Source organism: Methylotetracoccus oryzae, from assembly GCF_006175985.1.
In the GTDB taxonomy this organism is placed as follows: Bacteria; Pseudomonadota; Gammaproteobacteria; order Methylococcales; family Methylococcaceae; genus Methylotetracoccus; species Methylotetracoccus oryzae.
On sequence record NZ_SRSH01000014.1, the window covers coordinates 85,536 to 111,766 of the forward strand.

The 26,231-nt window shown below is 58.0% G+C and carries 13 protein-coding genes; all 13 read right to left on the bottom strand.

Features of this window, described 5'->3' with window-relative positions:
• Positions 1-72 precede the first annotated feature (72 nt).
• Positions 73-1,296 (bottom strand): sulfotransferase family protein, encoded by a 1,224-nt coding sequence (locus tag BWR02_RS14590; RefSeq protein ID WP_139558669.1) that lies wholly within the window; start codon positions 1,294-1,296, stop codon positions 73-75.
• Positions 1,297-1,690: 394 nt separating this feature from the next.
• Positions 1,691-5,068, bottom strand: a complete 3,378-nt coding sequence (locus tag BWR02_RS14595) for a glycosyltransferase family 2 protein (protein ID WP_139558670.1) — start codon at positions 5,066-5,068, stop codon at positions 1,691-1,693.
• 962 nt (positions 5,069-6,030) lie between these two features.
• Positions 6,031-8,763 carry a glycosyltransferase gene (locus BWR02_RS14600; protein WP_139558671.1) on the bottom strand — a complete coding sequence of 911 codons (2,733 nt, stop codon included), beginning with the start codon at positions 8,761-8,763 and terminating at the stop codon, positions 6,031-6,033.
• A 162-nt stretch (positions 8,764-8,925) separates the two neighbouring features.
• Positions 8,926-10,797 (bottom strand): polysaccharide biosynthesis/export family protein, encoded by a 1,872-nt coding sequence (locus BWR02_RS14605; protein ID WP_201276278.1) that lies wholly within the window; start codon positions 10,795-10,797, stop codon positions 8,926-8,928.
• Positions 10,790-11,884: a KpsE/RkpR family capsule polysaccharide export protein gene (locus tag BWR02_RS14610; protein ID WP_139558672.1), complete on the bottom strand. Its 1,095-nt coding sequence runs from the start codon at positions 11,882-11,884 to the stop codon at positions 10,790-10,792. The genes BWR02_RS14605 and BWR02_RS14610 overlap by 8 nt, the downstream gene beginning before the upstream one ends.
• A gap of 38 nt (positions 11,885-11,922) precedes the next feature.
• The gene (locus tag BWR02_RS21685; protein WP_139558673.1) at positions 11,923-14,037 is read right to left on the bottom strand and encodes an ATP-binding cassette domain-containing protein; all 2,115 of its coding nucleotides are present in this window, start codon (positions 14,035-14,037) and stop codon (positions 11,923-11,925) included.
• Positions 14,034-14,813 (bottom strand): ABC transporter permease, encoded by a 780-nt coding sequence (locus BWR02_RS14620; RefSeq protein WP_139558674.1) that lies wholly within the window; start codon positions 14,811-14,813, stop codon positions 14,034-14,036. The genes BWR02_RS21685 and BWR02_RS14620 overlap by 4 nt, the downstream gene beginning before the upstream one ends.
• Before the next feature lie 183 nt (positions 14,814-14,996).
• On the bottom strand, positions 14,997-16,010 hold the full coding sequence (locus BWR02_RS14625; protein ID WP_139558675.1) for a glycosyltransferase family protein: 1,014 nt from the start codon (positions 16,008-16,010) through the stop codon (positions 14,997-14,999).
• A 686-nt stretch (positions 16,011-16,696) separates the two neighbouring features.
• Positions 16,697-17,935, bottom strand: coding sequence for an acetate/propionate family kinase (locus tag BWR02_RS14630; RefSeq protein WP_139558676.1), 1,239 nt, complete (start codon positions 17,933-17,935; stop codon positions 16,697-16,699).
• A 14-nt stretch (positions 17,936-17,949) separates the two neighbouring features.
• Positions 17,950-20,052 carry a glycogen debranching protein GlgX gene (gene glgX / locus BWR02_RS14635; protein WP_236102270.1) on the bottom strand — a complete coding sequence of 701 codons (2,103 nt, stop codon included), beginning with the start codon at positions 20,050-20,052 and terminating at the stop codon, positions 17,950-17,952.
• 86 nt (positions 20,053-20,138) lie between these two features.
• Complete coding sequence (locus BWR02_RS14640) at positions 20,139-22,631, bottom strand: glycogen/starch/alpha-glucan phosphorylase (protein ID WP_139558677.1); 2,493 nt, start codon at positions 22,629-22,631, stop codon at positions 20,139-20,141.
• 91 nt (positions 22,632-22,722) lie between these two features.
• The gene (locus BWR02_RS14645) at positions 22,723-23,361 is read right to left on the bottom strand and encodes a histidine phosphatase family protein (RefSeq protein ID WP_139558678.1); all 639 of its coding nucleotides are present in this window, start codon (positions 23,359-23,361) and stop codon (positions 22,723-22,725) included.
• A 40-nt stretch (positions 23,362-23,401) separates the two neighbouring features.
• Complete coding sequence (locus BWR02_RS14650) at positions 23,402-25,786, bottom strand: phosphoketolase family protein (protein WP_139558679.1); 2,385 nt, start codon at positions 25,784-25,786, stop codon at positions 23,402-23,404.
• Positions 25,787-26,231: the final 445 nt, after the last annotated feature.

Here is a 26,231-nt window from a genome sequence, read left to right on the forward strand (position 1 = left end):
ACCATCTTGCGAAACGCTGAGAGACACCATGGCGAGAGAGCTGCAGCGACAGCCGTTCACCGACTCAGCACCTCAACCGGAGACATAGGCCCGCTTCGCCTCGAAGTACTCCCGAAGCAGCGCAAGGGTCTTCATGTACTCATCGCCGCGTTCGTACTCGCCGACATTACGAGTGCTGACGGCATCCCTATCTCCGCCTTCGGGCGGCTCGGCGCCCAGAAAGCGAAGTATCCGATCCCCGCAGGCGGCAGAATCCCGCAGTTCCTCCGCGTTGACCACCAAGAGGCGGTCTTCGGGGAACATCTTACGGTAGGAGCGAAGAAAATGTTCGTAAAAGCTGAAAAGTACGTATCCACCCTGCCCCACTCTATCGCGAGCGAACATCCCTTTCGGATGCCCGCCTGGGGGAAGTTCATTAGACTCAATAAATTCAATCTCCGCGCTCATCGCCTCAAACAGCCCTCTTGGCTCGCGTCCCTGCCGCTTTTCCATATAAAAGCTGGAAATTGCCCTTTCTGCAGGGTCGCGCAGGGTTACGATGAGCTTTGCATCCGGGACCATCGCGCGTATGCGCGCCGGCGCAACCGGCGAGTGAAAATAGGTAGCAGTAGCCTCCCCTGTCAAAAAGGAAGATCCATCGACTGGCGCGGGGAAATTGCAGCGATACCACTCCTCACCGTACTTGAACATCGGACCATTGAAAAAGAATAGCTCCTTATTGATCGCGGGATAGATGCTAGGACTTCGCGTAAGAAACGCGTATAGCGCGGTCGTCGCGGTTTTCTGGGGTCCAATTACGAAAAAATCCGGGAGCTTGCCAGTCGACCTGTGGAAGCGCGATAGATCCTCAGCTTTTGTAAAGGCGGCATGACAAATGGAGGCGTAATATTTCTTTTCCAGGGCATTCCCGACATCCCCCTTGAGCATCAACATATCGGAGAGAAAGTCACTGGCGTAGAAATTGTACTTCAAGGTACGATTAATCACCCATAGTGCATGAATCATATAGTTGAGCAGAGCCATATCCTTGCTGCCAAGAATATGCGTCCGAACACGATTCTTTAGAACGAAGTAGTCAGGCAACTCCTGAGGAAAGCAGGCGGCTGAACGAATAAAAACCTGGATGGCCTCACGAAATCGCCCAAGCCAAGTGTATGAACCGGCCAAGCCCATTAAAGCATGGTGACACCACCACCGTCTCTCAATGGCTTTGAGATAATAAGTTATCGCGCTTTCATGGTCGCCGACGTTCGCGCATTCGACAGCCGACTGGAGATTCGACTCATACTCACCCATAGCAAAAACCTAAGAGCTTCCGCTTCAAAGCACCCAAGCACCTTTTCGGCGGGAATTTCCGATGACCCAAGGCGGCAGCCCCGACGCAACTTCACCCAAAAAGACATCGTGTAACCAATATTGATTCGACACCTGCCTTGCGTGCGAACCACTAAAGGCCTTCAGAGGCGACACTCTGTTGCGACAAGTGGCGCGGTGAGAGCCCAATCGCATCACAACCCACGCAGGTCGTGGAGAATGGACGCTCTCGCAAATTCCGCGCTAAATCCATTCACCGAGCACCCCGCTTCCGCACGGCAACGTTTGAACATGCACTCGAATCCGGAGGCCAGGCCGCCCCACTGCATGTTCGCGCTCAATGTATAAGTCGCCTCGCACGTCACGCGATGAGCCGTCATTTTATCAGATGAAGCGCCCGCAAATCCGAAACGCCGGTCACCTTGGCCGAGATTCGGGGATCATGTAGGGTGAGGCCCCGGTTGCGCGCGATCACCTGCTGATAAATCTTATACTCGGACCCCTCGTTCCAATGTTCCCCGCGCAGCGACTCTTGCGCTACATATTCATGAAAGGTACTAAAATACTTGAAATGCAGAAGAGCACCCCGCTGGCTACTGAGTTTTACCCCCCCGATCCAATGCAGGCCCTCGTAAAGCCTTAGGTGGCGACTGTACTTGAAGAGTGGGACCTTGTTCAGGATGACTGTAGAGATCCCGAAGACACGCTCCCTCACTCCGCCAGAATAGGTGGGAGAATTCTTTTCCGGCCCCCCATTGGGCTCATAGTAAGTGTAGAATTTTCGATCGATATAATTACAACAATCCAGAAAACTGGTACCCGACTGATATACTGTGTCTGCGATAGAACGATCCGAGTATGTGTCAAGGAACAAGCAGTATAAACCGGACGCACCCTCACGTTCCAAGGCATCACAAAGCGCCGGGATCGAGTCACTATCGCCTGCTGTGTAGAGCAGTTCGTCGGCGTCAATGACCAAACACCAATGCCCGGAGTAAAAGGTCTCGATCACCGCCTCAACCCAGTCAACGCCCCATCGGCTTAGTCCATACGGATGCTGAGTCACCCACAATTCAACATCGTCATGCGAAGCTAGGAAGTCTAAAGTTTCGGGTGCGGAATAGTTGTCGATCACGACGAATCGCCGAATCCCACAGCCCCGGTAAAAGGTCAAAAGATATGGAAGGCGTAATAACTCATTTCTCTCCACAATAAAGCATACAGGCTCGCCCCGCGCGATCTCGATCTTCGCGCCCTTTAGTCGAAGCAGGCCTACCCCGCGCACATTAAGTACCTCCGCCCTCGAGAATCTGCCCTGACTGAATGAAACCAAGGAATGTTCCGCGTTTCTCGGAATGTCAGCAAAAGCGAGTTGGACATTGTGCAACGTCATGTCGCAGCGCAGCTTGTCCATCTCACGTGTCATCTCAGCTGGTGCGTCGCAGTCTCGTATATAGGTGGTAGTGACGTTTCGCGATATACGCCTTGAACCTAACCGCCTCGCAAAGCAGACTAGCGACGATAGGAACTCCTCTGCGTTGCCGTGCCACTGATGTTGCATCGACCCCTCGCGCTCATCGCGAAACATTCGTGAAGCGAAGTGGGCACGAATCTCTCGCAGCGTCTCAACGGGCAACAACAAGGAACTATCGGGGGTCGGACCATCTGTGGTACTTCCTTCCAACTCGATGGGGAATTCTTCCAATTGGGCTATCAGCCCGGTTATGGCATCGTGATTCAGGATGTAGCGGTCTTTATCGACGAATAGAAACCTTTTCGTTCCAAGATCCTCTATGACCTCCATAATCCGAACTAACGCATCCCCGTCGATGCGTTCGGGCCATCGAAAAAGCTCACGCCCATCCGTCGCTTCGATTACACCGTAGTCGGAAACGAGGACACAGCGCGCAGGAGGCATCTGCCCCATTTCCCCAGACCTAAACCGCCTGAGCTCTGGCTCCCGTTCAATCCCACACGGATCAATCAAAACCATGCTGTACGATTCGGTGACCTGACCTCCCCGCACTTGCGCTCGTGAAAACTCGTTTTTTTCTGCTCCGGGCCAGTAAATAGTCGCGATGGCAGCTTCGCTTTGCCAACTCATCTCACGACACGACGTGGCACCAAACCGTGGAAACTGGCCGGGTACACAGTCCGCATCGTCGACAGCCCCAATCAGTCGGTGGAGGTCGAGATCATCCAGCAACAAAAGGCTACTAATTAACTCTGAAGGAATTGGAGCGCCAGTGAAGCGACGCTTATTTTTTTCCCTATCAAACCCCGGCCAAATCGCTCCACCCTTGCCGAACACAGTTCCCGATCGCTCGAAGCAGACCTCAAGTTCTTCGAGCAATCTCTGACGATCAAGTAGCGCGAAGACCCTTTCCCCGTAGACTGAAAAGAATGCTCCACGGAATCTCGCATTGCGACACAAGGCCTCGATCGCCATCAGGATATTTTCCGCAGAGCGGCTACTAAATAAGAGGCGCGAGTATCTCCTGATTACACCCAGGACGGCCTCGTAATCCTCTAGTGTCACTGCGCCACTGAAGGCCTCGGACACCAATTCCGGAGAAGCAATGCGACGCTCCCAGAGCTTCTTGAATAGGCTAGCGGCATAGCCGTATTCACCTACTTCATTCAGTAGGACGGAAAATTTTGGCCCAAACCATAATGCCGCCCCTTCATCAATCCTATAAGCCTCTGAAAACAGCGTGTAAGCTCGGTTGTTTTGACCGGCATCGCGCGCCAGATTCGCCTTCACACAAAGATATTGAACATTCTTCTCAAGCTGCCGGTGCTTGCTAGCCAAATTGTCCAACTGCGCACCAAGGAATTGGCATTGTTGGCGACCAAGAAAACCTCGTCCGTGCGCTGCTTCGACGAGCCGGAGATAGTCAGCGCATAGAGTATCCTTCGTATGCTCTGAAAGAGGCGCTGTAACAAGCAGGCCGATCTGAAGTGTCAGCTCGTTTAGATCTGGCCGGATTAGATGCGCAAGCTCGGCTGCGTGTACGGCTTGCTTGTAAACAATCACCTGCGTCAAGAGGTTGAGTTGACCTTCATCCTCAACCCCATCGAGGTCACGACAATCCTCGAGCATCCGGCGAGCAATGTCATACCACCCACGCTGTACGATATGTAACAACATGAGTTCCATCAAGTTGCCGCTCAGAGCACATTCCTTCAGTAGCGCCCGACGCTGCTCGGAATCAGGGGAACCTAGGCAAGCGAGGAAGAAGCCCACGAACGGATTACTCGGTGAGAAGCGATGAAATCCTTCACGAGCCAGGTCGCCGAGTTTGTCGAGCAAGCCCTCCGGTGTCTGCGCCGAAGATAGATCGACCTTGAGAGGGGAGCCCGGCATTTCAAGCTCCAACGACTCATCCAAAAAGACAGCAAGCGTAACTGGCTCATTCGGCTTCGACAAATCGAAATGGTGGGACACCGATACTCGAAAACCGCATGCCCCGGCGCCGTCGATGACGTTTTGTACATCGATACGTGCAAGTTCTGTACGCGCCTTCCGCGACTTGCGGCCATTGATTACGACCCATAGATCCACCGGCCTAGGGGGATCGCTCAGATTAACAACCCAACCTTCCAGAGCTAAGTCACCAGTCATACGCTCGAGTGCGCCGACGAAGGTCCCGCGGACATTCCTTCGGAGGCTATCTGGAATGGGATCGGCTTCGTCTCTTGTGTCCTTCTTCCGCCACCCTAATTCCGTGATACGCCTGATGTGATCTAGCATGACTGTTTATCTTCTCGGACTTGATTGGAATCACAGGCTGAAAAAGTGCACGCAAGCGTGCACCCAATAATTTACAAAGAAACCAATATCCCTACCTTAACGCTGATCCGCGTTGAGGCGATGTTGCCGGTTGCATGGCTGTCTGCACGAAGCCTGGTCAAAAAGAGGGCGACAAAGACTGTCGTTGGACTTCACGATGCTGTGGCATCGTGCCTGTTCTCAACCTCTATCAAGAACCCTGCGCGGGGTTGCCCTCCGGAACTGCGCGTCTCGACCGAGTTGAGTTTTTTTTGGACAGCCCATTACTGCTTCTCGCCAACATTGCGCCGACTCATTGCGTCAAGATATACCGCCCCTGGGAGTACCAAAACCGGAGTGTTCTCGTGGAAGACAACAAAATCGCAACTGCCCTTCATGCATACCGCGAGTGTCTGAAAAAAGAGCTGTTTCCCTGCCACTGCCGCGTCCTATACGGCCAAATATTCGGTGAGACGGACAAAGCCGATCAAAATCCCGCCTTGCGTTCGCTTGCCAAACGACAGAAGGAATCAGCAAGTCGCCGGGTTAGGAGACAACCGGATCAAACCTGGCGCCTAGCGTTTAGCGAGGAGGAGAGAGCGGCGCCCCCGACTCTTTTGCGCCCCCACTGCCTCCGAAAGCCAGGCGGAGAGCCGCTGCCGGCAACCCGAAGCAACGCGGTACCGCGCCGCTCCGTGCGCTGTTCCACTTGCGATAAGCCTCGGCTGCCACTCGGTGTGGCGCTATGATCGGCCATCTTGCCTAATTACTTGACAGGACCATACGAACCCCCGGCCGCAGGAGATCAACAAGCCTAGCCACCCCGTCGGTAAAGCTGTAAAGCGGGGCGTTTGGCCTAGACAGCGACGATGAAATTCATCCCCGCTTGCTGAGACATCTCTCAATTTCGTCCCCAGAAACCAGAGACCGCGCGGCGCTCAACTTCACGTTAGATTACCGCTGGCTGGTGCGCCGATTTCAGGAACCGGGTGAGACAGTTGACTCCCGCCGCGGACATCAAGCGTATCCTTGCCAATCATTTCACTAAGATGTCTAACCCGCTCACCCTGCAGAAGACTCTCCCGAAAGGACAGAAACCGCTGATTGATCTCTGTCGGATTCCATGCAAGAGCAAGTGGCATCAGGTAGTCATCGACTTTGAGCGCGTGCATTCGTGAAGCGATTGCTCCAATGTCGAACGCAAATACCGGGTGCGCATAACGCAGTGCGATAGAAAGGGTATAGCTATACGTCTCAGGCCATACGTAGGGCAACCAGACGCAGTGCGGAGCCAACTCAGCCAAACCAATGTCAGCAAACTGATCGAGATAGCGCCCCGTGATTGTGACTCCCTCGCGCCGAAGCGCCAGATCGTTGAGCGTATAGCCATAAACGACGATTTCCAGCGGCAAGCCTCTCTTCTTGATGTCCCTCGCACATCCCAAGAGGACATCATACCCCTTGACCTTACTGATGGCACCGATCACGACAATGCGTAACGACGCCCCTTCAGCCAAGGTCGGTTGCGTGACGTGGACTGGAAAGGTCTCTCGCGGCTCATGCGGTTGCACATCCACCCGCAATCCACGAAAGTGCCGTGTCAGGCGTTTAGCCACGTCCTCGTCTGGGACCACGACCGAGTACGCACCCGCATAAAGCTCCCTATAGAGTGCCCGCCATTCCCTTATCTTCGTTCTGCCAAAGTCGGAACCATTCATCACAATGCATCGATCACAAACCTTTTCCTCTGGCTCACCACAATAAACGCCTGTTGCATCCACGAGATTCACACGCGGACACACACTGGTATAGTCGTGAACCATAACTCTCAGGCGAGCGTTGATTTCCGTGGCCACCTCCAGGAGCACTCTGCCTGCCTCGGGATCAAAATCGATCAAATGATGGATGTGGATTTCCGTTATACCGAGAGCGGTCAATAATTCTGACAGCCCCGACCGATCCCGCAACGCAAGGTGCTTCAGATTCGGCAAGGAAGGGACGTCAGGATGCACTACACTGACATGCTGGCCGTCCGGCAACGGACGCAGAAGATAAATACCCTTTTTCTCGGCCTTTAGCCGCGCTGCATCCTCAAGTAAATGACGTTCTGTGCCTCCACCTCTGGCGTGGTTTACCAAAAGGACGTTGGTCGCAGCTCTCAGGCGACCCAAGCGCGCTAAATCAAGCCGGGAACGGGCACCGGCTAACGGATCGACACTGATAAAACGCTTGACGTCGGAGTGATAGTTGGGATGCCGCCTTCGCATCGTGGCCATCGCTCCCTTGATGCGATTGGCACGCTCGCCTTGGAAGGAAGCACTTCCCCAATGGCGGACGAACACGTCACAGGCCACCAGATTCGTCCAGCCATGATGGATGGCGCGCTGACAGAAATCGTTTTCCTCGCCATAGCCCCGTCCGAAAGCCTCGGGATCGAATAGACCCACGTCATCAAGACAGGCACGCGCTACGTACATGCAAAAACCCACGCCTGTTGGGGCGACCACCACGCGGCCTCGATTGACCTCACTCGCGAGACGATCCAGTTCCTCGTATTCGATCTCAATCGGATAAGGATTATCCTGCAGGAAGACCGGATAACTGCAGATTGTCGCGTTATTCGACAGTGGCGTGACCGTACCAACATTGGCATTCCTACGGGCGGCGGCACGCAGGCGGTCGAGCCAGTCACCGTAGACCTCGGTATCCGAATTAAGCAGGACGACGTCTCTTTCCTTATTGAGCTGCATTCCGCGGTTGGCGGTCTGCACGAAACCAAGGTTCTTGTCATTATGGAGGAGGCGAAATAGACCCCGGCTAGCAAGCGTAGTCAAAGTTTCGACCAAGTCCCGGTCAGGACTGGCATCGTTGATCACCGTCAATTCAAACCTTGTCTGTTGCCGGGCCCTTAGCACACTGTGCAAGCACCGCAACGTTACTGCCGCGCCGGCATAAACCGGCACAACAACGTCGACAGCAGCGGCACGATCCACCGCGTTAGGCAGTACATCCCAATCGTTCAGCCACGGCATAGTCGGTGTCGGCTGATCCAATTCAAAGAGCGTAGAACCCACTATGGGCAATGGAAGACGTCCCTCGTACTGTCCCTGACGAAGGTAATGAATCAGTGGGTTAATAGCCCATTCCCGAAGCTCCGGGTTACTATCGAGATAAAATGCCGCATCGAACCTCGGGGACGGAGATCTTCCCTCGCCCCCTCCCCAGCGAACGAAGTGAACAAGGGGATCAACCCCTGCTCGCAGGACGTCCTTGTTTCTGGACAAGTAGTACCCAAGATCAAACCAGGGACTAGGAGAAATCCCACGATAGCGTCCTACGTAAAGGTAATGCAGGAGACGATTTGTCCGTCTCGACTGTTTGATACCTGCATGTTCCGCGTAGTAAATTGGATCAAAGAGCGGCATCGGCCAGCGCCCCTCGAAATCGCCATATTGCGCATAGTGACGCAATGGCGGCACGCCGGCGACAGCGACATCCTCGTTCTGCTCAAGGTAATACGTTCGATCGAACAGGTCGTGGCGTTTAAGGACCGAAATGACAAGGGAAAGGTGGATCCGCCGCAGCCCAATCATGCCTAATGGGCGTCGCAAGCCGGCGACGATCAGATAAACCAGCAGGCCCGTTACCGAGTGAAGTTTGCGACGCAATGGCGACATCACCTGCGCCCTAATTGACTGCCCTGAAACCTCGCTACAGGCTCACTTGTCGAGGCATAGTTGTTCATCGACGCTCCGAAATCCAAGGACCCCAGGCCTATAAAAGCCAGTCGCCATGGCGAAAATGCCATTGCAGCCAGCGCGGTGACCTGCGCCATTAGGCTAGAGCACCACACGCGCTGCAACGCCTAGATAGAACAGGATCTGGGCGATGGTACGTGCGAACTCCCAGTTCTTCGTGTCCACTTTGGGCAGCACCATGATTTCATCTCCTGCCCGAATATCGCTACCGTCTCCCTCCGAAAATGTACCATCCTGATGCACGACGACAATGCGGGAATTATCGGCATTCTGCGTGTACCCCCCTGCCTGTTCGACATAATCATCGACTGAGGTATTCGCGGCAAATACCAATGCCGTGGGGAAAACGACCTCGCCATGCACCATTACGAGATTCGTGGCCTCGGGGATCCGGATGATATCACCATCCTCAAGGAGAACGTTTGGCACGTCCTGCTTGGGACCGAGAACGATCTGGCCGATAGGCTGGATATCTTTCGCCCGCGCGATGTACTGCAGCGCTAACTGCGCGTCCTTCTCGCGCAGGACGGACTCTTCCTGCGTTGAGGAACGGGGAGTCAGCACCATCGCCTGAAGCGTTTGTAGTGACTTGTCCAGCATTTCTTTCTGTCGTACAGCAACCGATCGACGAAACAACTGCACAGCTGCCGCATTCGCCTGAGCGGCGGGTTTAGTTTTCGCAAAGGCGTCTCTCAGACGAGCGCCATAAGGCAGAACCAGCGCATGTTGGCCGAGGTTAGCCCCTTCGATTCTGACGAGGATAGTTCCTGGGTATTTATCCGACGTGAAGTTGACCTCATCCCCATCCTGTATCACGACATTTCCTAGATCTGCGAGCGCGTGGTATTCACTGCGCAGTTTGGGCCCCTCCTTGCGTACGATACTCAGATGGGTCGCGCTCGGTTTTGGTCGGGCAACCGTCAATAGGGAGGATGCGTTGATCTCGGGACGGACCAGTTCGAACTGGAATGGATTCATAACTTCGCCCGCCACACTGATACTGTATTTCCGTTGTCCAACGACGATGGTGTCGCCGTCAACCAACTGCAACGGATCTATCCTGCCATCGAGCAAGAAATCATAGAGATCAAAGGCCGCACGCACCCGTCCGCCGCGGAGTACCCTCACGTCGTGGAAGCTACCGCGTGCGAGATCGATCCCGCCAGCGGCATCCAAAAAATACAGTACTGAATCGGATGACAGCCCTGCGTACAAACCCGGTTGAGTCACGAAGCCCGTCACATACACCTTCACCTGCTGCGCGGCGGTCGTTGACGCGTAGACGCCCACATTGGCGCGATAAACCCGGCGTACATTGGCCTCCACATGGCGATTCAACTCCCCGTTCCGCACACCGAGCACATGCACTGGCCCGACATTCGGGATGAAGATATTTCCCTGGGGATCTACGGTGACGGTTGATTCGAACGTAAAAGCCCCCCACATGCGGAGCGCGATCTGATCCCCCACGTGCATCTGGTACTCGGGATTGAAACCGGTGAACTGCTCGGCCTTGAAGCGGCCGTTGAACATATTGCTACCGAAAACCTGCGGGCGCGCAAGCGGGGCAGTCATCTGGACGGCCGCCGCTGGCGGCAATCCGCCCGAGGGTTCGGGGGAATTGATTGGCGCGAGCGGCCCCAGAAACCGGCTGAACAAAGCGGACGGCGCGGTCGATGTCGATGGAGTCGCCGACGGAGCGGTGGAAACCTCCGGAGACAGAAACGCCCCGGCACCACCGCCGGACGATGAACCGCCACCCTGCGAGCTGAGATTCTGTATCGCCTGGGACGCCTGCACTGGAGAGCCCTGTGCCCAAACGCCAGGAACCCAAAGCGCCATCGTCAGCCCGAGCACGGCCATACTCCATTCACCGACAGCGCCGGGTATGCCGAATGGAAAGCGGGGGCATCGGAAATGTTTCGGCATTATCAGCGAACCCGGTTCAATCATGATGGTCCTCTACGGAGGCAACAACCAGTCGTGCAATCCCATAAACGACAAAGCAGACCACGCATAAAGTCGCCAGATCATACACCCGTCGAGGGTACTGTGCTATCTGCGGCAGAGTGGGTGATGCTATAACAATCAAATGCTTAAGCTCCTGGCTTGTGTCCATTCGGACCTTCTCCAGGGTCTGAAGACTGGCCCGATAAGCCTCCTCGGCGAATCCAGCATCCAGGGTCAAATTCTGAAAGTCCGCGGCCAGCCCGGCCAAACGTTCGCCTTCAGTCGACGCAAGGCGCCGCCGCTCCTCATCCAACTGCGCCGAGGTGGCCTTGATCCGATTCTTTCTTGCGATGACCTGAAACGACTTGTCGTTCAGGTAGGTCAACTCGTTCTTCAACTCGGCCTCATCCCTCGCCAGCATCGACTCCAGTTCGTTCGTCAGACCCGCCTTTGCTTGCGCCTGCGCTACCGGATCAAACAGGCGATTGCGGTTCTGGAACTCGATCAGCTTCTGCTTCGCAGCGAAGTAACGCTCCCTCACGCGCTCCACCTGGGTCTCGGTAAACTCCATTTCCTCACGCGCCATCTGGTGTGAAATCTCGTTGACGAACCGCTCGCTCTCCGCGAGAAGCTCTTGGTTTATTCTTTGAGCATCCTGTGCAGTAAAGCCCTCAACCGAAATATTGAGCAGCGACGTCACACTGTCGAGCGTCACCGACACCCGGTTACGGTAATACCATAGGAACCACTCCTGACTCGTTCCGGGGAACAGCTTGTATGGGAGGTCCCATGTATCGCGCTCATACAGATGACGTAACCCCAGCTTCTCGTCCAAATGGTTCAACATATCGAGGGAGAGGATGTATTCCGTCAGATACAAAACCTCGGCGTTTGCAGAGGATGCCGAAACACCAGCCAGGGAAACCCCTAATGACTGAGGTAAAGGTGCGCTATCCTTGGCTTCGCGCACCGTGATGATGGATTCGCTGACATAACGGTCTGCGGCAATGAACGCGTAGTAGATCGCAGCAGCGGACATTGGCAGCCAAATAAGTAGGACGGACAGGCGACTGGGGTACTTCAGTTGCATAACGTGCGATCGGAATCTCGGTTCTTCTGTGTCTGCCTTTAGGGTTGCCGTCCGTCACCCGTTGGCAATCCCTTGACCTTCGGGTTCTTTCGGATGCGCGCGGACCGCGAGCCATTGGTAGCCGATTTCGGCTGCAGATCACGCCCCTCTGGAAGCCGGAACGCCTCGCTTACCACTGCAACCCGCCGGCGTTCAGCTTCATCCCCTGCCCGCTTCTCCCGCAGTCGCTTCCTCGCACCCGCATCTTCTCGTGACAGCGCGGCGGTATTCCCGCTCTTCGAGAGCTGCCCAGGCGTTTCCGCGCGCTCGCTAGGCCGAATATCGCCCGGCCTCGCTTCCGGTTCGCCGACTACGAGAACACTGCCTTCCCCGTTCGCTTCCCTCGGCCGTCGGGCATTTCCACTGAACGCATTTCGGCGCCGCCTCGGCTTATCCGCCAGCCCCTCCACTGCCTGAACAAGACCTTCCCCATCTCGAGCTAGTTGCCTCGCAGCAAGGTTCGCGGCATGGTTGGCACCCGTCCCTCGCGTTCTCCCGGGCCTGCTTCGGCGTGTCCCGTCCGGCGAAGAACCAGCCTCCCGACTCGCGGCGGGTGATCTCGCCTTGGACTCGGAGGCTCCGAGGCGGCCTCGGGCGTTCCGAGTCCGCGCGACTGCTTCTTGTGCGGTCCCGGAGGTTCCATTCCCCTGCGCGGTCCCCGAGCCTGCTGTCGCGGAAGCCGTAGCCACGGTCTGCGGCTCCCTGTCCGCCCCCTGACCACGAGCGTCACCCCGAGTTGGCCCCTCAGTCGCGGGCAACTTCCTGCCGCGCCTGACGCCGGCATCGTGCGCAACTTCTTGTCGGCGGTGTTCGTCAATGGCAACGTGCGACTGCGGCCGGCGGCGCCCCTCCGCGGCCGTCGTCCCACGCGCATCGCCAGCGCCACGACCTAGACCTTTCCTCACCCCAGAGGCGGGAGCGTTCCCGGCGCTCATCGTGCCCGCCGGCTTGGCGACGGGGACACCGACTTGACCTTGCCCACGCCGACGGTCCTTTCGGCCTTTCCGCGGGATGGTGCCGGTGAGGCCTCCTCGCGCTACGGCCGACCGCCCGGCCAGGTCACCCTTGGCAACGCCAGCGAGTTCGGCCGGCCCATTCGGTGGGCCCGGGGACACCACAAGGGCCGCTGAAGCCGGCCTGACGACCCGATCTGCCGCCAAGCCCGGTTGGGAGCGCCCGATCGACGCTGACTCCAACCGCGCAGAGTTCTTCGCACGGCGCCTCTCCCTCCCGCGCGTCCGGCTGGCCGACTCCCCGTCCATCCCTTGCCGCCGAACGTCGTTCGCACCCGGCTCCGGCTCGTTGGCAGCACTACCCTCCCGGGTAACCGCGACCTCCCATCTCGGCTGAACTGCCCTCCCCGAACCCGCCTCGCCAGGGTATATCGAAGCGCCCGCGAGAACCTTTCGCACACGGAGAGCACCAGATGCACTGCGATTTTGCGGTGCACGATAGGCCGGCCCTTGATAGGCCCGAATGCCCTCTTCCAGGTTCACATATGCAGCCAGAACACCCTCCCGCAGAAGCACCACCTCGTCGCAAAACTCCCTCACCATTTTCATGTTGTGCGAAACGAGCAGGATATTCGCGGACTTCATTTTCTCCCGGAGGATCGCGCGGCTTTTTTCTTTGAACGCCGTATCCCCAACTGCAGTCACCTCGTCTATCAGATAGTAATCAAAGTCGAAGGCCATGGTCATCGCGAATACCAAGCGAGACCGCATCCCACTCGAATAGGTCTTCACCGCTTTGTCGAAAGCCTTTCCGAGTGCCGCAAACTCATTGACGAAGGTTAACTTCTGGTCTCTAAGCCCGCCTTCAACACCCAGGATACGACAGACGAATTTAACGGTGTCTCGCCCCGATAGCGTCGCCTGCGCCGTGCTGGCAAAATTCACCGGCCAGGACAAACGTTTGCCGCCCGTAAAGATCGAACCGGTATCCGGGGCCTCGACCCCACCCAACATTCGTATTAACGTCGACTTTCCAGCACCATTAGCGCCCAGCAGGGCAATATTCTTGTCACCATTAAATGTGAAGCTGAGATTGCGGAAAACGAAATGACGGCCAGCGTTGGTCAAATAGGACTTGGTGACATTTCTGATCTCGATCATGCTTCAAGCGACTGCGTGCGCACTCGAAAGGCTCTTAGCCCCACAAAAAAAATTCCAATGGTTACCATCACCACGTAGAAACTGCCTACCGTATACGGCATGGGATAGTTTTCAAAGAAACTCTGCCTCGACAACTCTACTATACGAAGCACCGGGTTCCATAAAAGAAAGTCCGCAACGGTTTTTGGCACAATGTAGAGAGGATGTATTATTCCAGAAAGAAAATAAAGTGGCATAAAGGCCAGACGGACGAAAATCCGCATCTCCGGGGCTATTCGGCACATCACATGAAGCAGGAGCCCTAAACCGAAGCCCAGCGGAATCACACCTACCAAAAGGGCCATTAAGGCCAGCGGGTTGGCCGGGACAATATCGTAGCCCCACCACCCAAGAACAACCAAAATCGTCACGTATGACCATACTGCAATTGTAAATTCGATGATGATACGAGACAAAAAAATGTCGAGAGGCTTCACTTGGCGATAGACCAGAACCCCCTTCTCAGTCCTAAATCCATCCATGGTACGCAGGGCTGTATTCTTGAAAAGAAGAAACGGAACCAACCCGACCAACAAAAACACCGGCACGTCAATGATTATCTGGCCACGATCCCTAATAAACCAGAAAATAAGCATTATGCCAGTTAAATGCAATAGAGGCTCAACGAGAACACGTAAAACCCCTACCCGATGGCGGCCAAACCTGGACTTTAGCTCGCGGAGCAACAGCGCGGACAACACGGCCTTCTGAATCTGCCAGGAGGTTCTGTGTTGCAAGCGGGCACCTCGTACCTAAAACAAATGATTGGCGTCGACCATTTCAGCTTCAGCGCGGCACTAATCTATCACCACCGGGCGACGCTTGTCAGCCCCAAGCGACGAAGCGCACCGCGAGCCGCCGCGCTGCTTCAACTCCAAGTTTTTCACCAATGATCCTCGGCGAGGAGAGCTTGCCTAAGGTCAGATAAGCAGGTTCTGAACATCAGAGGCAAGCGCCGAGACCCTGGCGCGCGCATTCTGTCGCATTAACCTGCGCCGTTCCGCGGAAGAGGCCAAATCGAGGATAGCAAGACGCCAAGAATCGATCTCGTTATCTACCAGGACCCCATCCGTTCCCTCGCGAACAAAATTAGCGTAGGGATCTGTGTTGGCGTATATGCCAACCGCACCCAATCGGGTAATGTCATAGAACTTCGTGTGCGAGCGCCCACTATTGAACTTGCCATCGACTAATGGAGCCAGTCCGATATCCAATTGCATTACCGAAAGCGACTCAACAAACGTTCGCCATGGCACTGGATGGAGGCAAAGAACTCTTGGGAATTCCTGAAATAGCTTGCGGATCTTCCCACCACCAAAAGTTACAAAAGTCAACTCAGCCGAACTCTCCTGCAAGGACTTGACAAGCTCTCTCAGCCAGACGAACTCCCTCCAATGCGAAGCCGTACCTGCATAGAAATAGGTAATCGGCTTCATACATTCTCTCTCGTTGACGATAGGTCGCGGATCAAGCACCGCAGATGCAGGTAATCCATACCTCTCGGCAAGGTATATCGTAGACACCCAGATCCGACTGCAAAGCGATGAAAGCAGGCCGCGTTGCGCCTGGAATAACCGCAGAATCTTGTACCGATACCTCAGGGGTAAGCCCGGAACCTGCTGTACCGATGCCAGATCGTCATCCAAGAAATAGGCTACACCGGTCAATCTGGGTTTTGCTCGCACCAAATGCCGGCCCCAACTCGAAGTCAAATAGCGCACAATCACAACGAATGTCTGATCGGGTATCGTGACTGATTCGGGACGCGTGGCCTGCATATCCACGGTCTTGACTACCGCCGCATCTAGTGAAGCGACTCGCGGCTTGATGTAGTAATCCGTGCTCGGATTACTACCATATTCCAGGATGAGTACCGTTCGCGTCGGTACCTGCTCGTAGTGTCCTCTCGGCCGGAAAAGCGGATCTGTGCCCAAGGAATCCTCCACGTTCGTCGGCGACCTGGGCCACCCGACACTGAACCGCCGGTGCCGCCATCCCACAAGACGCCCCTTAGCGTGCACTCCCGGCTCGGCGTCTTCTTCAGGATTCTAACAGAAGCCATACAAGCCGAGTGGAATGATCGTTTGAGCCCCCTCTCGGCGGCTTGCGCTCGTTGATATGAAGGTGGTACGCCGCCCGTCGATCAGATTGTCGCCCGCCAGCCCGCAAGGTCCAAGGAGATTCGGCTCCAGAGCCCGAGGCGCCAAGCGCTGAGTCACAGGACCCGTCAGGCGGCCTTCGGCCCGCCTGACGCTACCGGGAACTTCGAAAAGAGGCGCCGGCATTCGAGCGTCCCTCTGGCGCAGTTTATCTGAAGATGGCTCAAAGGCCGGGAGTGGCGCATCGCAAAGAGCGCTCATGACACCTGCAGGTGGGACTGAGGTTTCAATCGGCATTGGAAGGCAAGCGAAGACGGATCATCAGTAGCGTGTGTCAACGCAAAATTGGGGGAGCACCGGCTCCACCGGCTCAGTACCGCCCACTCGCTGCGGCGCCGAACCAGCGCATGCCGCAGCCAGAACCGATGTACCCGCCGAGCGCCAGGCGTAGCCGGGATGGGAGCCGCCGCTCAGCGGCAGGCGGAAACAGCGACGTCAGATGTCGCTCGTTTGTCCGCGTGTCATGACGCGCTCGGCGCGACCACCCGCATCGCTTCCCGCGCGATTTGCAACTCCTCGTTGGTCCGGACGACCAGGACCTTAACCGTCAGTTCGCTACGGCCGATTTCGAAGGCGCTGCCAGACACGGCATCGTTCCGTTGCACGTCGAGCCCGAGACCCAGAATGTCCAGTCCCTCGCAGATCTGAAGACGAATTGCCGGCGCGTTCTCGCCGACTCCTCCAGTGAACACCACTGCATCGAGCGATCCGAGCGCTGCGGCATAGGCACCGATATACTTCTTCACGCGGTAACAATACAGGTCGATCGCCAGCCGAGCGTCTTCATCCCCGGCTTCGCTGCGCGCCAGCAGGTCGCGCATGTCATTCGACCCGCATAAGCCGCGGAGTCCGGATTCGCGATTCAGCAGGCGATCAATGTCCTCCGGCCGTAGCTCCCGGACTTTCTGCATATAGAGTGCGATCGCGGGATCCAGATCACCGCTACGCGTCCCCATGACCAGCCCTTCCAACGGCGTGAAACCCATGGAGGTATCGATGCAGCGGCCACCAGCGATGGCCGCTGCACTGGCACCGTTCCCCAGGTGTAGCGTGATCAGGTGCAGATCTTCGATCGGCCTTCCGAGGTAAACGGCCGCCTGTTCGGCAACATACTGGTGTGAGCTGCCATGGAAACCATACCGCCGGATGCCATCGCGTTCGTACCAATCCTCCGGAATGGCGTAGCGGTAGGCATGCGGGGGCATCGTCTGATGAAATGCCGTATCGAAGACGGCCACCTGGGGAAGCGTGGGAAACCGCTCCCGACAGACCCGGATCCCAACCAGATTCGGTGGATTATGGAGCGGCGCGAGCGAACTGAGAGCGCGGATCGACCCAATTACCGTCGGCGTGATCAGCGTCGGCGCGGAGAACGACTCACCGCCATGCACGACGCGATGACCAATGGCGACGAGTCCCTCGACGCCCTCGAAGCCCGGCGACGCACGCAACGCCATATCAATGTGATGGAACGCCTCACGATGATCTGCGGCATCGATCTCGGCTATGTGCGGCGCTTCGGAAGCGCCGGCCGAAGAGAGGTCCCGATGTTTGATCACCGGCGCCGTCTCGCCGATCCGCTCGACCACTCCCCCGGCAACAAATTCGCCTTGCGGCATCCGCAGCAACTGGTACTTGATCGACGAACTACCGCAGTTGATGACAAGCACCAAGCCATGATCACCGTCCGCGGTTCGCATCGTTCCGGACTCGTTCAACGGGCCTCCAGCACGACCACACTGCGGGGCCCGGCCGGATATACTGCCCTGCGGTAAGGCTTTTGGACGGAAGGTTCCAAGATGTCGTCCGGAGAATCCCGCGCCGTGTCGACGGCAAGATGCCAAACTCGCCCGAGGATGACCGGCAACTCGACGTCGCGCTGAGCCTCACACATGTTGAAGATGATGTGCAGATCTTCTTCCTGCTCCCCAATTCCCGCCAGGGTATAGGCCAGCAGCCGGGCCGTGGGATCGGCCCAGGCCGGCTCCTGGAGACGCGTGCCGTGCCAGGCTACGTCAGGGACATCACGACCGGCCACCGGCTTACCGGTCAGAAAGCTGTTTCGCGTCAAACTGCGATGACGCCGCCGCAGCCGTATGATCTGCTTCACGAAGCGCAGCATACCCGGCTCCCTCGTGACGCGCTGCCAGTCGAACCAGGACAACTCATTATCCTGACACCAGCCGTTATTGTTGCCTTTCTGGCTGCGCAGCACCTCATCACCCGACAGCAACATCGGCACGCCGAGGCTCAGCATCAGGATGCCAATGAAATTCCTCGCTTGCCGGTGACGTAGCGACACGATTTCCGGATCTTCCGTATCGCCCTCAATACCGCAGTTCCAGCTGAGGTTATGCTCACAGCCATCCCGATTGTCTTCACCGTTGGCGAGGTTGTGTTTGCCGTTGTAGCTAACCAGATCGTACAGGGTGAAGCCATCGTGGCAGGTCACGAAGTTGATACCGCTGACCGGCGGTCTCAAGTCATCGGCATACAAGTCGCTGCTGCCGCTGACGCAGCTCGCCACATCGCCGATCAAACCCGGATCACCCCGCACGAAGCGGCGAATCACGTCCCGATAACGACCGTTCCATTCCGCCCAGCGCATCCCAGGAAACGAACCGACATGATAGAGACCGGAGGCATCCCAGGCCTCGGCGATCAGCGGCACATCGGCCAGTAGCCGCGAGAAGGCGATGCTCCATGGCAATGGCGGATTCGCCATCGGCACTCCGTCCTCGCCGCGCGTGAACACGCTGGCAAGGTCGAAACGGAATCCATCGACGTGCATTTCCTCGACCCAGTACTCCAGGCAGCGGACGATGTACCAGGTGACCAGCGGGTGGTTGCAGTTGACCGTGTTACCACACCCCGTGTAGTCGCGGTAACGGCTCCGGTCTTCAGCATCGAGGTGATAGAACAGTTCGTTGGCCAGTCCTTTGAAGTTGATGGTCGGACCGTCGGCTCCACCCTCCGCCGTGTGATTGAACACGACGTCAAGGATCACGCCGATCCCGGCCTTGTGCAGCTCGCGGACGAGGAGCTTGAACTCGGACGGGTGAGTACCGAGTTCCGGGGTTACGCAATAGCGCGGATGCGGGCTATAGAAGCTGTGGGTACTGTAGCCCCAAAAATTGCGCAGGCCGCGCGCGAGCACATTCGGCGGCGCATCCTGTTCGTCGAACGCCATGACGGGCAGCAGTTCGACGTGGGTGATGCCAAGCTCCTGCAGATAGGGAATTTTTTCGATGAGTCCGGCAAAGGTTCCGGGATGTTGCACTCCCGAAGACGGGTGCCGCGTCAGCGCGCCGACGTGGACTTCGTAGATGACCGCGCCTTCGAGGGTACCACCGCGACGTTGATCCCCTTGCCAGTCGAACGAGCGGTCCGCGACGACGGCCCGCATGGAGGTGCGGCTCTCGTCCTCCGGATCCTGGGCTCGGAGGCGGTCCCAGAGCACATCGGTCACGGCCTCGGCAGCTGGGCTCAGGAGTTCCTTTCTGGGGTTGAAGCGCCGCCCGGTCGCGGCGGTGTCGTTGGGACCATGCACACGCCACGTGTAAAACGTACCAACTGGCAGTGCCTCGACGAACACATGCCACAAAAAAAAGGTCCGGTGCTCGCCTGGATTCAACGGGACGATCTGAAACGGCTCCAGATCACCCGCGGCCCGATACAAGAGCAGCTCGACCGCGCTTGCATAGCGACTGAACAGACAGAAATTGACACCCTGCTCTTTGCACAGGGTGCCAATAGACTCCGGACTCCCCTTGGCAATGCGGTAGTGACCCCCGCTCGAGACTGACCGCTTGGCCACCACCCGTCATCCCCCTTCCATCGTAACCGGACCGAAAATCTGCTCTGGCCCGGGGTAAAACTGCTTACCGTCGAAGCACACCACGGCTACGATTGTACCCCGATCTGCCGCCCCAGCGGCTGGATCTGCCAGATCCGGTCGGCGTATTCCCGAATCGCCCGGTCCGAGGAGAACTTGCCCATGCGGGCAACGTTCAGGATCGACATGCGCGTCCAGTGGGCCGGGTCGCGGAAGGCGTGGTCGACCTGCTGCTGGCAGTCGACATAAGCGCGGTAGTCGGCCAGCAGCAGATAGTCGTCATGCTGCAGCAGATGGTCCGTCAGCGGCCGGAACAACTGGGTGTCGCCGTGCGAAAAGTGGCCGCTGTTGATCAGGTCGATTACGCCCTTGAGTTCGGGGTCACCGTGGTAGTAGTCCATCGGGTTGTAGCCGGAGGCCTTGAGCTGCTGCACTTGCTCGGCGGTCAGACCGAACAGGAAGAAGTTTTCGGCACCGACTTCCTCCCGGATCTCGACATTGGCGCCATCCAGCGTGCCGATGGTCAGCGCACCGTTCATCGAGAACTTCATGTTGCCGGTCCCGGAAGCCTCCTTGCCGGCGGTGGAAATCTGTTCCGACAGATCGGCCGCCGGGTAGATGTTCTGGGCGTGCTTGACGTTGTAATCGGGCAGGAACACGACCTTGATCCGGCCCTGGACCTCCGGATCGGTATTGACGACCTCGGCGACCGAATTGATCAGCTTGATAATCAGTTTGGCCATGTAATAGCCGGGCGCGGCCTTGCCGCCGAACAGGAAGGTGCGGGGCATCATCGACACCTGACCGTCATGCTTGAGCCGCTGATACAGCGTGATGATGTTCAGGACATTCAGGTGTTGACGCTTGTATTCGTGGAGGCGCTTGACCTGGATGTCGAACAGCGAGGCGGGGTCGACCGTCACGCCGGTGCGCGCCTGGATGATCCGGGCCAGGCGCTTCTTGTTGTCCTGCTTGACGCTCCGCCACGCCTCTTGCAATGCCGCGTCGCCGGCGTGGCCTTCGAGCTCACGCAGCCGGCTCATGTCGGTCAGCCAGCCGGTGCCGATGGTGTCATCGATCAGGCGCGCCAGACCGGGATTGCTGAGCGCGACGAAGCGCCGCGGTGTCACGCCATTCGTCACGTTCGTGAACCGGCCGGGGTCCATCTGATGGAAATCGCTGAACAGTTGTGACTTGACCAGTGCCGAGTGCAACTCGGCGACACCGTTTACGGCGTGGCTGCCAACGACCGCCAGATTGGCCATGCGGATGTATCTCTCGCCGGATTCGTCGATGATCGACAGGCGCGCGACCTTGCCCTCATCGCCGGGATAGCGCTGCCGGACCTCGTCCAGGAACCGCCGGTTGACCTCAAGGATGATCTCGGCATGACGGGGCAGCACCGAGGAAAACAACGCTAAAGGCCATTTTTCGAGTGCCTCCGGCAGCAGCGTGTGATTGGTATAAGAGATTGCCTGCCGGGTGATGCTCCAGGCGTCATCCCATTCGAACTCGTGCTTATCGACCAACTGCCGCATCAGCTCGGCGACGGCGACGGATGGGTGAGTGTCGTTCAACTGGATCCGGTGCATCTCGTGGAAGCGTTCCAGCGGCAGCCCCCGCCGCTGACATAGACGGATCATGTCCTTGATGGAGCAGCAGACGAAGAAATACTGCTGTTCCAGTCGCAGCCGCTTGCCCTCGAACAACTCATCGTTCGGGTAAAGTACTTTCGAGATGGTCTCCGACGCGATCTTGTCTTCAACCGCACCGTAATAATCGCCGCGATTGAAGTCCGAGAAATCGAACGACTGAGCGGCTTCGGCACTCCACAGACGTAGCAAGGCGCAGGTGCCGACACGGTAGCCGAGTATCGGCGTGTCGTAGGGGATTCCGACGACGACCCGCCCCGGCACCCAACGCACCCGATACGCACCCTTGTCACCGGTATAGGATTCGGTGTGCCCGCCGAGTTTGACGACTTGGGCAAACTCCGGCCGTGCGATCTCCCAGACATTGCCGTGGCGCAGCCACTTATCGGTGGTCTCACATTGCCATCCGTCCCGAATGACCTGATCGAAAATGCCGAATTCATAGCGAATGCCGTAACCCGTTGCCGGATAGCCTAGCGTCGCGAGCGAATCCAGATAGCAGGCGGCCAGTCGGCCCAGGCCACCATTCCCGAGACCGGGTTCTTCCTCCAACCCGATCAACCCATCCAGTTCGATGCCGAGACCCGCCATGGCGGCGCGGGCGTCTTCAGTGATACCAAGATTGAGCAGGGTGTTACCCAGATGGGGCCCGACCAGGAACTCGGCCGACAGATAGGCGACGTCCCGAATCCCGGTACGGTTTTGCAATTCGACTTGCTTGACCCAGCGTTGCATCAGCCGGTCGCGGACCGATAGTGCCAAGGCCTGGTAGCGCTGCTCGGCCGAGGACAGTTCCAGCGGACGCCCCAGAACGTAGTGAAGATTGTCCTGAAACGCCGCGCTGAGGCGTTCCGCACTCAGTCCGGTGCGGATGTGTTCCACGCCCGGAGAATCCCATTCATCCGCCATTACTGTACTCCGTGCGCCTTGCACCAGGACGTCGTCCGCCTCGCCCAGCATGTCCGGTCAAACCAATCGGCCCTCGACCACCGAGGCCACGTCAGGAGCCGGGGCGATGCCGCAGCTCCTCACGCAGATGCGAGCGGTCCCCCAGCCGCGCGAGGCGTGGGCCGTTGTCATGAAACTCCATGACCGCCAGCGAGGCGACGGAAATGCCGATTCGGTCCCGATAGCCGCCGATATCGATCCCCAGCAACGCACAGGTCAGGATGCGGATCGTCGCCTTGTGGGACACCACCAAAACATCCCCACTCGTGTGCTCTTGCTGGATTTCATCGAGAACGGCAAGTGCACGCCGCGCGACGTCGATGCCGCGCTCACCGCCGGTTGGCGCATTCCAGCCCGCATCGGCCAGCCACCGAACGTAATCCAGCGGATGCTCGCGGTTGACCTGATCCGGCGACTTGCCTTCCCAGTCGCCGAAATCCAGTTCTCGCAAACCGTCGCGCAATTGCATGTCAACGCCGGCGAGCTCGCACAGCGGGCGAGCCGTCATGCGCGTCCGCAGCATCGGACTCACATAGATCGCCTCGAAGGGATGATCGCGATACGCCTGAGCGAAATCCTTGGCCATCTCATGGCCGATCGGCGTCAGATCAGGGTCCATGCGGCCGCAGTAACCCCCGTTGAAGCTGGCTTCGGTTTCGCCATGTCTCAGCAGATACAGGTTCAGACTCATATCATCCCCTCATGCAGCACGTAAAAAAAACCGGTATTGCCTAGAGCGGCCAGGTCCAGTCGTCATGTTCCGGCATGTCGATGCCGTGCTCGTAGGCGTAATTCTGCGCCTCGATTTGCAGGTCGCGGAACCGCTGCTTGGCATGCGCCCCAATCGCCGTTAGCCGCGGGACGCGGTCGATCACATCGATCGCCAGACTGAAGCGGTCGATCTCGTTCTGGATCGCCAGTTCCAGCGGCGTGTTGATGTTGCCCTTCTCCTTGTAGCCACGGACGTGGAACTGGCTGTGGTTGGCGTGGCGGTAGGTCAGCCGGTGGATCAGCCAGGGATAGCCGTGGAAGTTGAAGATCACCGGCTTGTTGGTGGTGAAAAGGCTGTCGAAGTCACGGTCGCTGAGGGCGTGCGGACCTTCGTGGTGCAAGGTCATCAGGTCGACGACATTGACGAAGCGGATCTTGATGTCGGGAAATTCCGTCCGCAGCAGCGCCGTTGCCGCCAGCGCCTCCTTGGTCGGAATGTCGCCGCAGCCGACCATCACGACATCCGGTTCACACCCGTCGTCATTGCTGGCCCAGTCCCAGATGCCGACGCCCTTGGTGCAGTGTTTGATCGCCTCGTCCATGCTGAGGTACTGCAGATGGTTTTGCTTGTCCGCGACGATGACGTTGATGTAGTTGATGCTCCTGAGGCAGTGATTGGTGACCGAGAGCAGGCAGTTGACGTCCGGCGGCAGGTAAATCCGGGCGACTTCCGGGTTCTTGTTCACCACGACATCGAGAAAGCCCGGGTCCTGATGGGTGAAGCCGTTATGGTCCTGGCGCCAGACGGTCGAGGTGATCAGCAGGTTGATCGAGGAGATCGGCGCGCGCCACGGAATCTCGTTGCAGATGGAAAGCCACTTGGCATGCTGGTTGTACATCGAGTCGATGACGTGCACAAAGGCTTCGTAGGTGGCGAAGAAGCCATGCCGTCCGGTCAGCACGTAACCTTCATACCAGCCCTCGAGGGTGTGCTCGGAGAGCATCTCCAGCACCCGGCCATCGGGGCTCAGCTCGCCGCCATCGGCGTCTTCCGGCAAGTAATCCGCCAGCCAGAGCTTCTTGCTGACCTGGTAAACGTCGTCGAGTTTGTTGGAGGTGTTTTCGTCCGGGCCGAACACGCGAAAGTTGGTCAGGTTGTCGCGCATCACGTCGCGCAACAAGGCACCCAGCGGCTTGGTGTTCATCGCGCGAATCAAGCCGGGCTTTTCGACCGCGCAGGCATACTCCCGAAAATCCGGAAGGCGCAGCGCGCGGCGGATCAAACCGCCGTTGGCATGCGGGTTGGCACTCATGCGCAGGCGCCCCTGCGGTGCCATGGCCCGGATTTCAGGTTTCAATTTGCCCGTCTCGTCAAACAACTCCTCGGGCTGGTAGCTCTTCATCCAGTCTTCGAGCTGCTGCAGATGCGCCGGGTTATTGTGCAGCCCGGACAGCGGCACCTGATGGGCGCGCCAGAAACCTTCGACCTTCTTGCCGTCGACTGCCTTCGGCCCGGTCCAGCCCTTCGGCGTCCGCAGCACGATCATCGGCCAGCGATATCGGGTCACATGGGCGGCACCCTTGGCCCGTGCCTCGCTCTGGAACGCACGGATCTGTGCGTAGCACGCGTCCATGGTCGCCGCCATCGCCTGGTGCATCTCCAGCGGGTCGCTCCCTTCGACAAAATGCGGGGTCCACCCATAGCCCTGCAGCAGCATCGCCAGTTCCTCGTTCGGAATGCGCGACAGCAGCGTCGGGTTGTTGATCTTGTAGCCGTTCAAATGCAGGATCGGCAGCACCGCGCCATCCCGGGCGGCATTCAGGAACTTGCTCGAATGCCACGAGGTCGCCAGCGGGCCGGTCTCGGACTCACCGTCGCCCACCGCCACCACGACCAGCAGCTCGGGATTGTCGAAGGCTGCGCCGAACGCATGCGACAGGCTGTAGCCGAGTTCGCCGCCCTCGTGGATCGAGCCCGGGGTCTCGGGGGTGCAGTGCGAGCCGATCCCGCCGGGAAAGGAAAATTGCTTGAAAAATGCCTTTAGGCCCTCGGCGTCCTCGCTGGTGTTCGGATAGATCTCCGAGTACGTGCCTTCCAGGTACACCGGTGCCAAGACACCCGGGGCACCGTGCCCCGGCCCCGCCAAAAAGATCGCCTCCTGCGCATGCTCGAGGATGATCCGGTTGGTATGCGTGTACATGAAGGACAGGCCGGGACTGGCACCCCAGTGCCCCAACAGGCGGCTCTTGAGGTGCGCTTCCTGCAGCGGCTCTCTCAGCAGCGGATTGTCTCGCAGGTAAATCATGCCCACCGCCAGATAATTGCAGGCGCGCCAAAAGGCATGGAGTTGCTGCAGGTGATCGGCGGTCAGCGGCTTGGTCGAGGCAAGGGTCAGGTCGCTCATGTGGGTCCTGCTATCGGCTGGAGGCTGAGGTTACGACACTAAGGCAGCTTTTCGCAGCGCCACAAGTTTCGGCTGGGCCAGCTACATTCTAACGTGCGGATGTTGCTGACATATGAAGTCGCACGGCTAGCCCTCGCACTGGACCAGACTGTTTCTTTGCGGGAACGTCCCCGGGGCGGCAGGATCCAGGCGTCGCCGCCGCAGTGCGCGGGGCTTCGGAACCTCGCGCTTCGGGCATGCGACCGGGACCGGTCATCCCGCACCGGCGACCTCGCCGGGAACTCGCTCCTGGTCAGAAGACCGAAAGTCTGCCAAAGCGACAACGCGGGCCTGTAGCAGATCCTCTCCCGGTGCAATGCGTTTTCGTGGCCGCCTTCCGAGCGGGAAGGCTGGCCGGATCCCGGCCGCAAGCGGCCACGTCGTTTGAGCCCGCGATCGCAGGCTT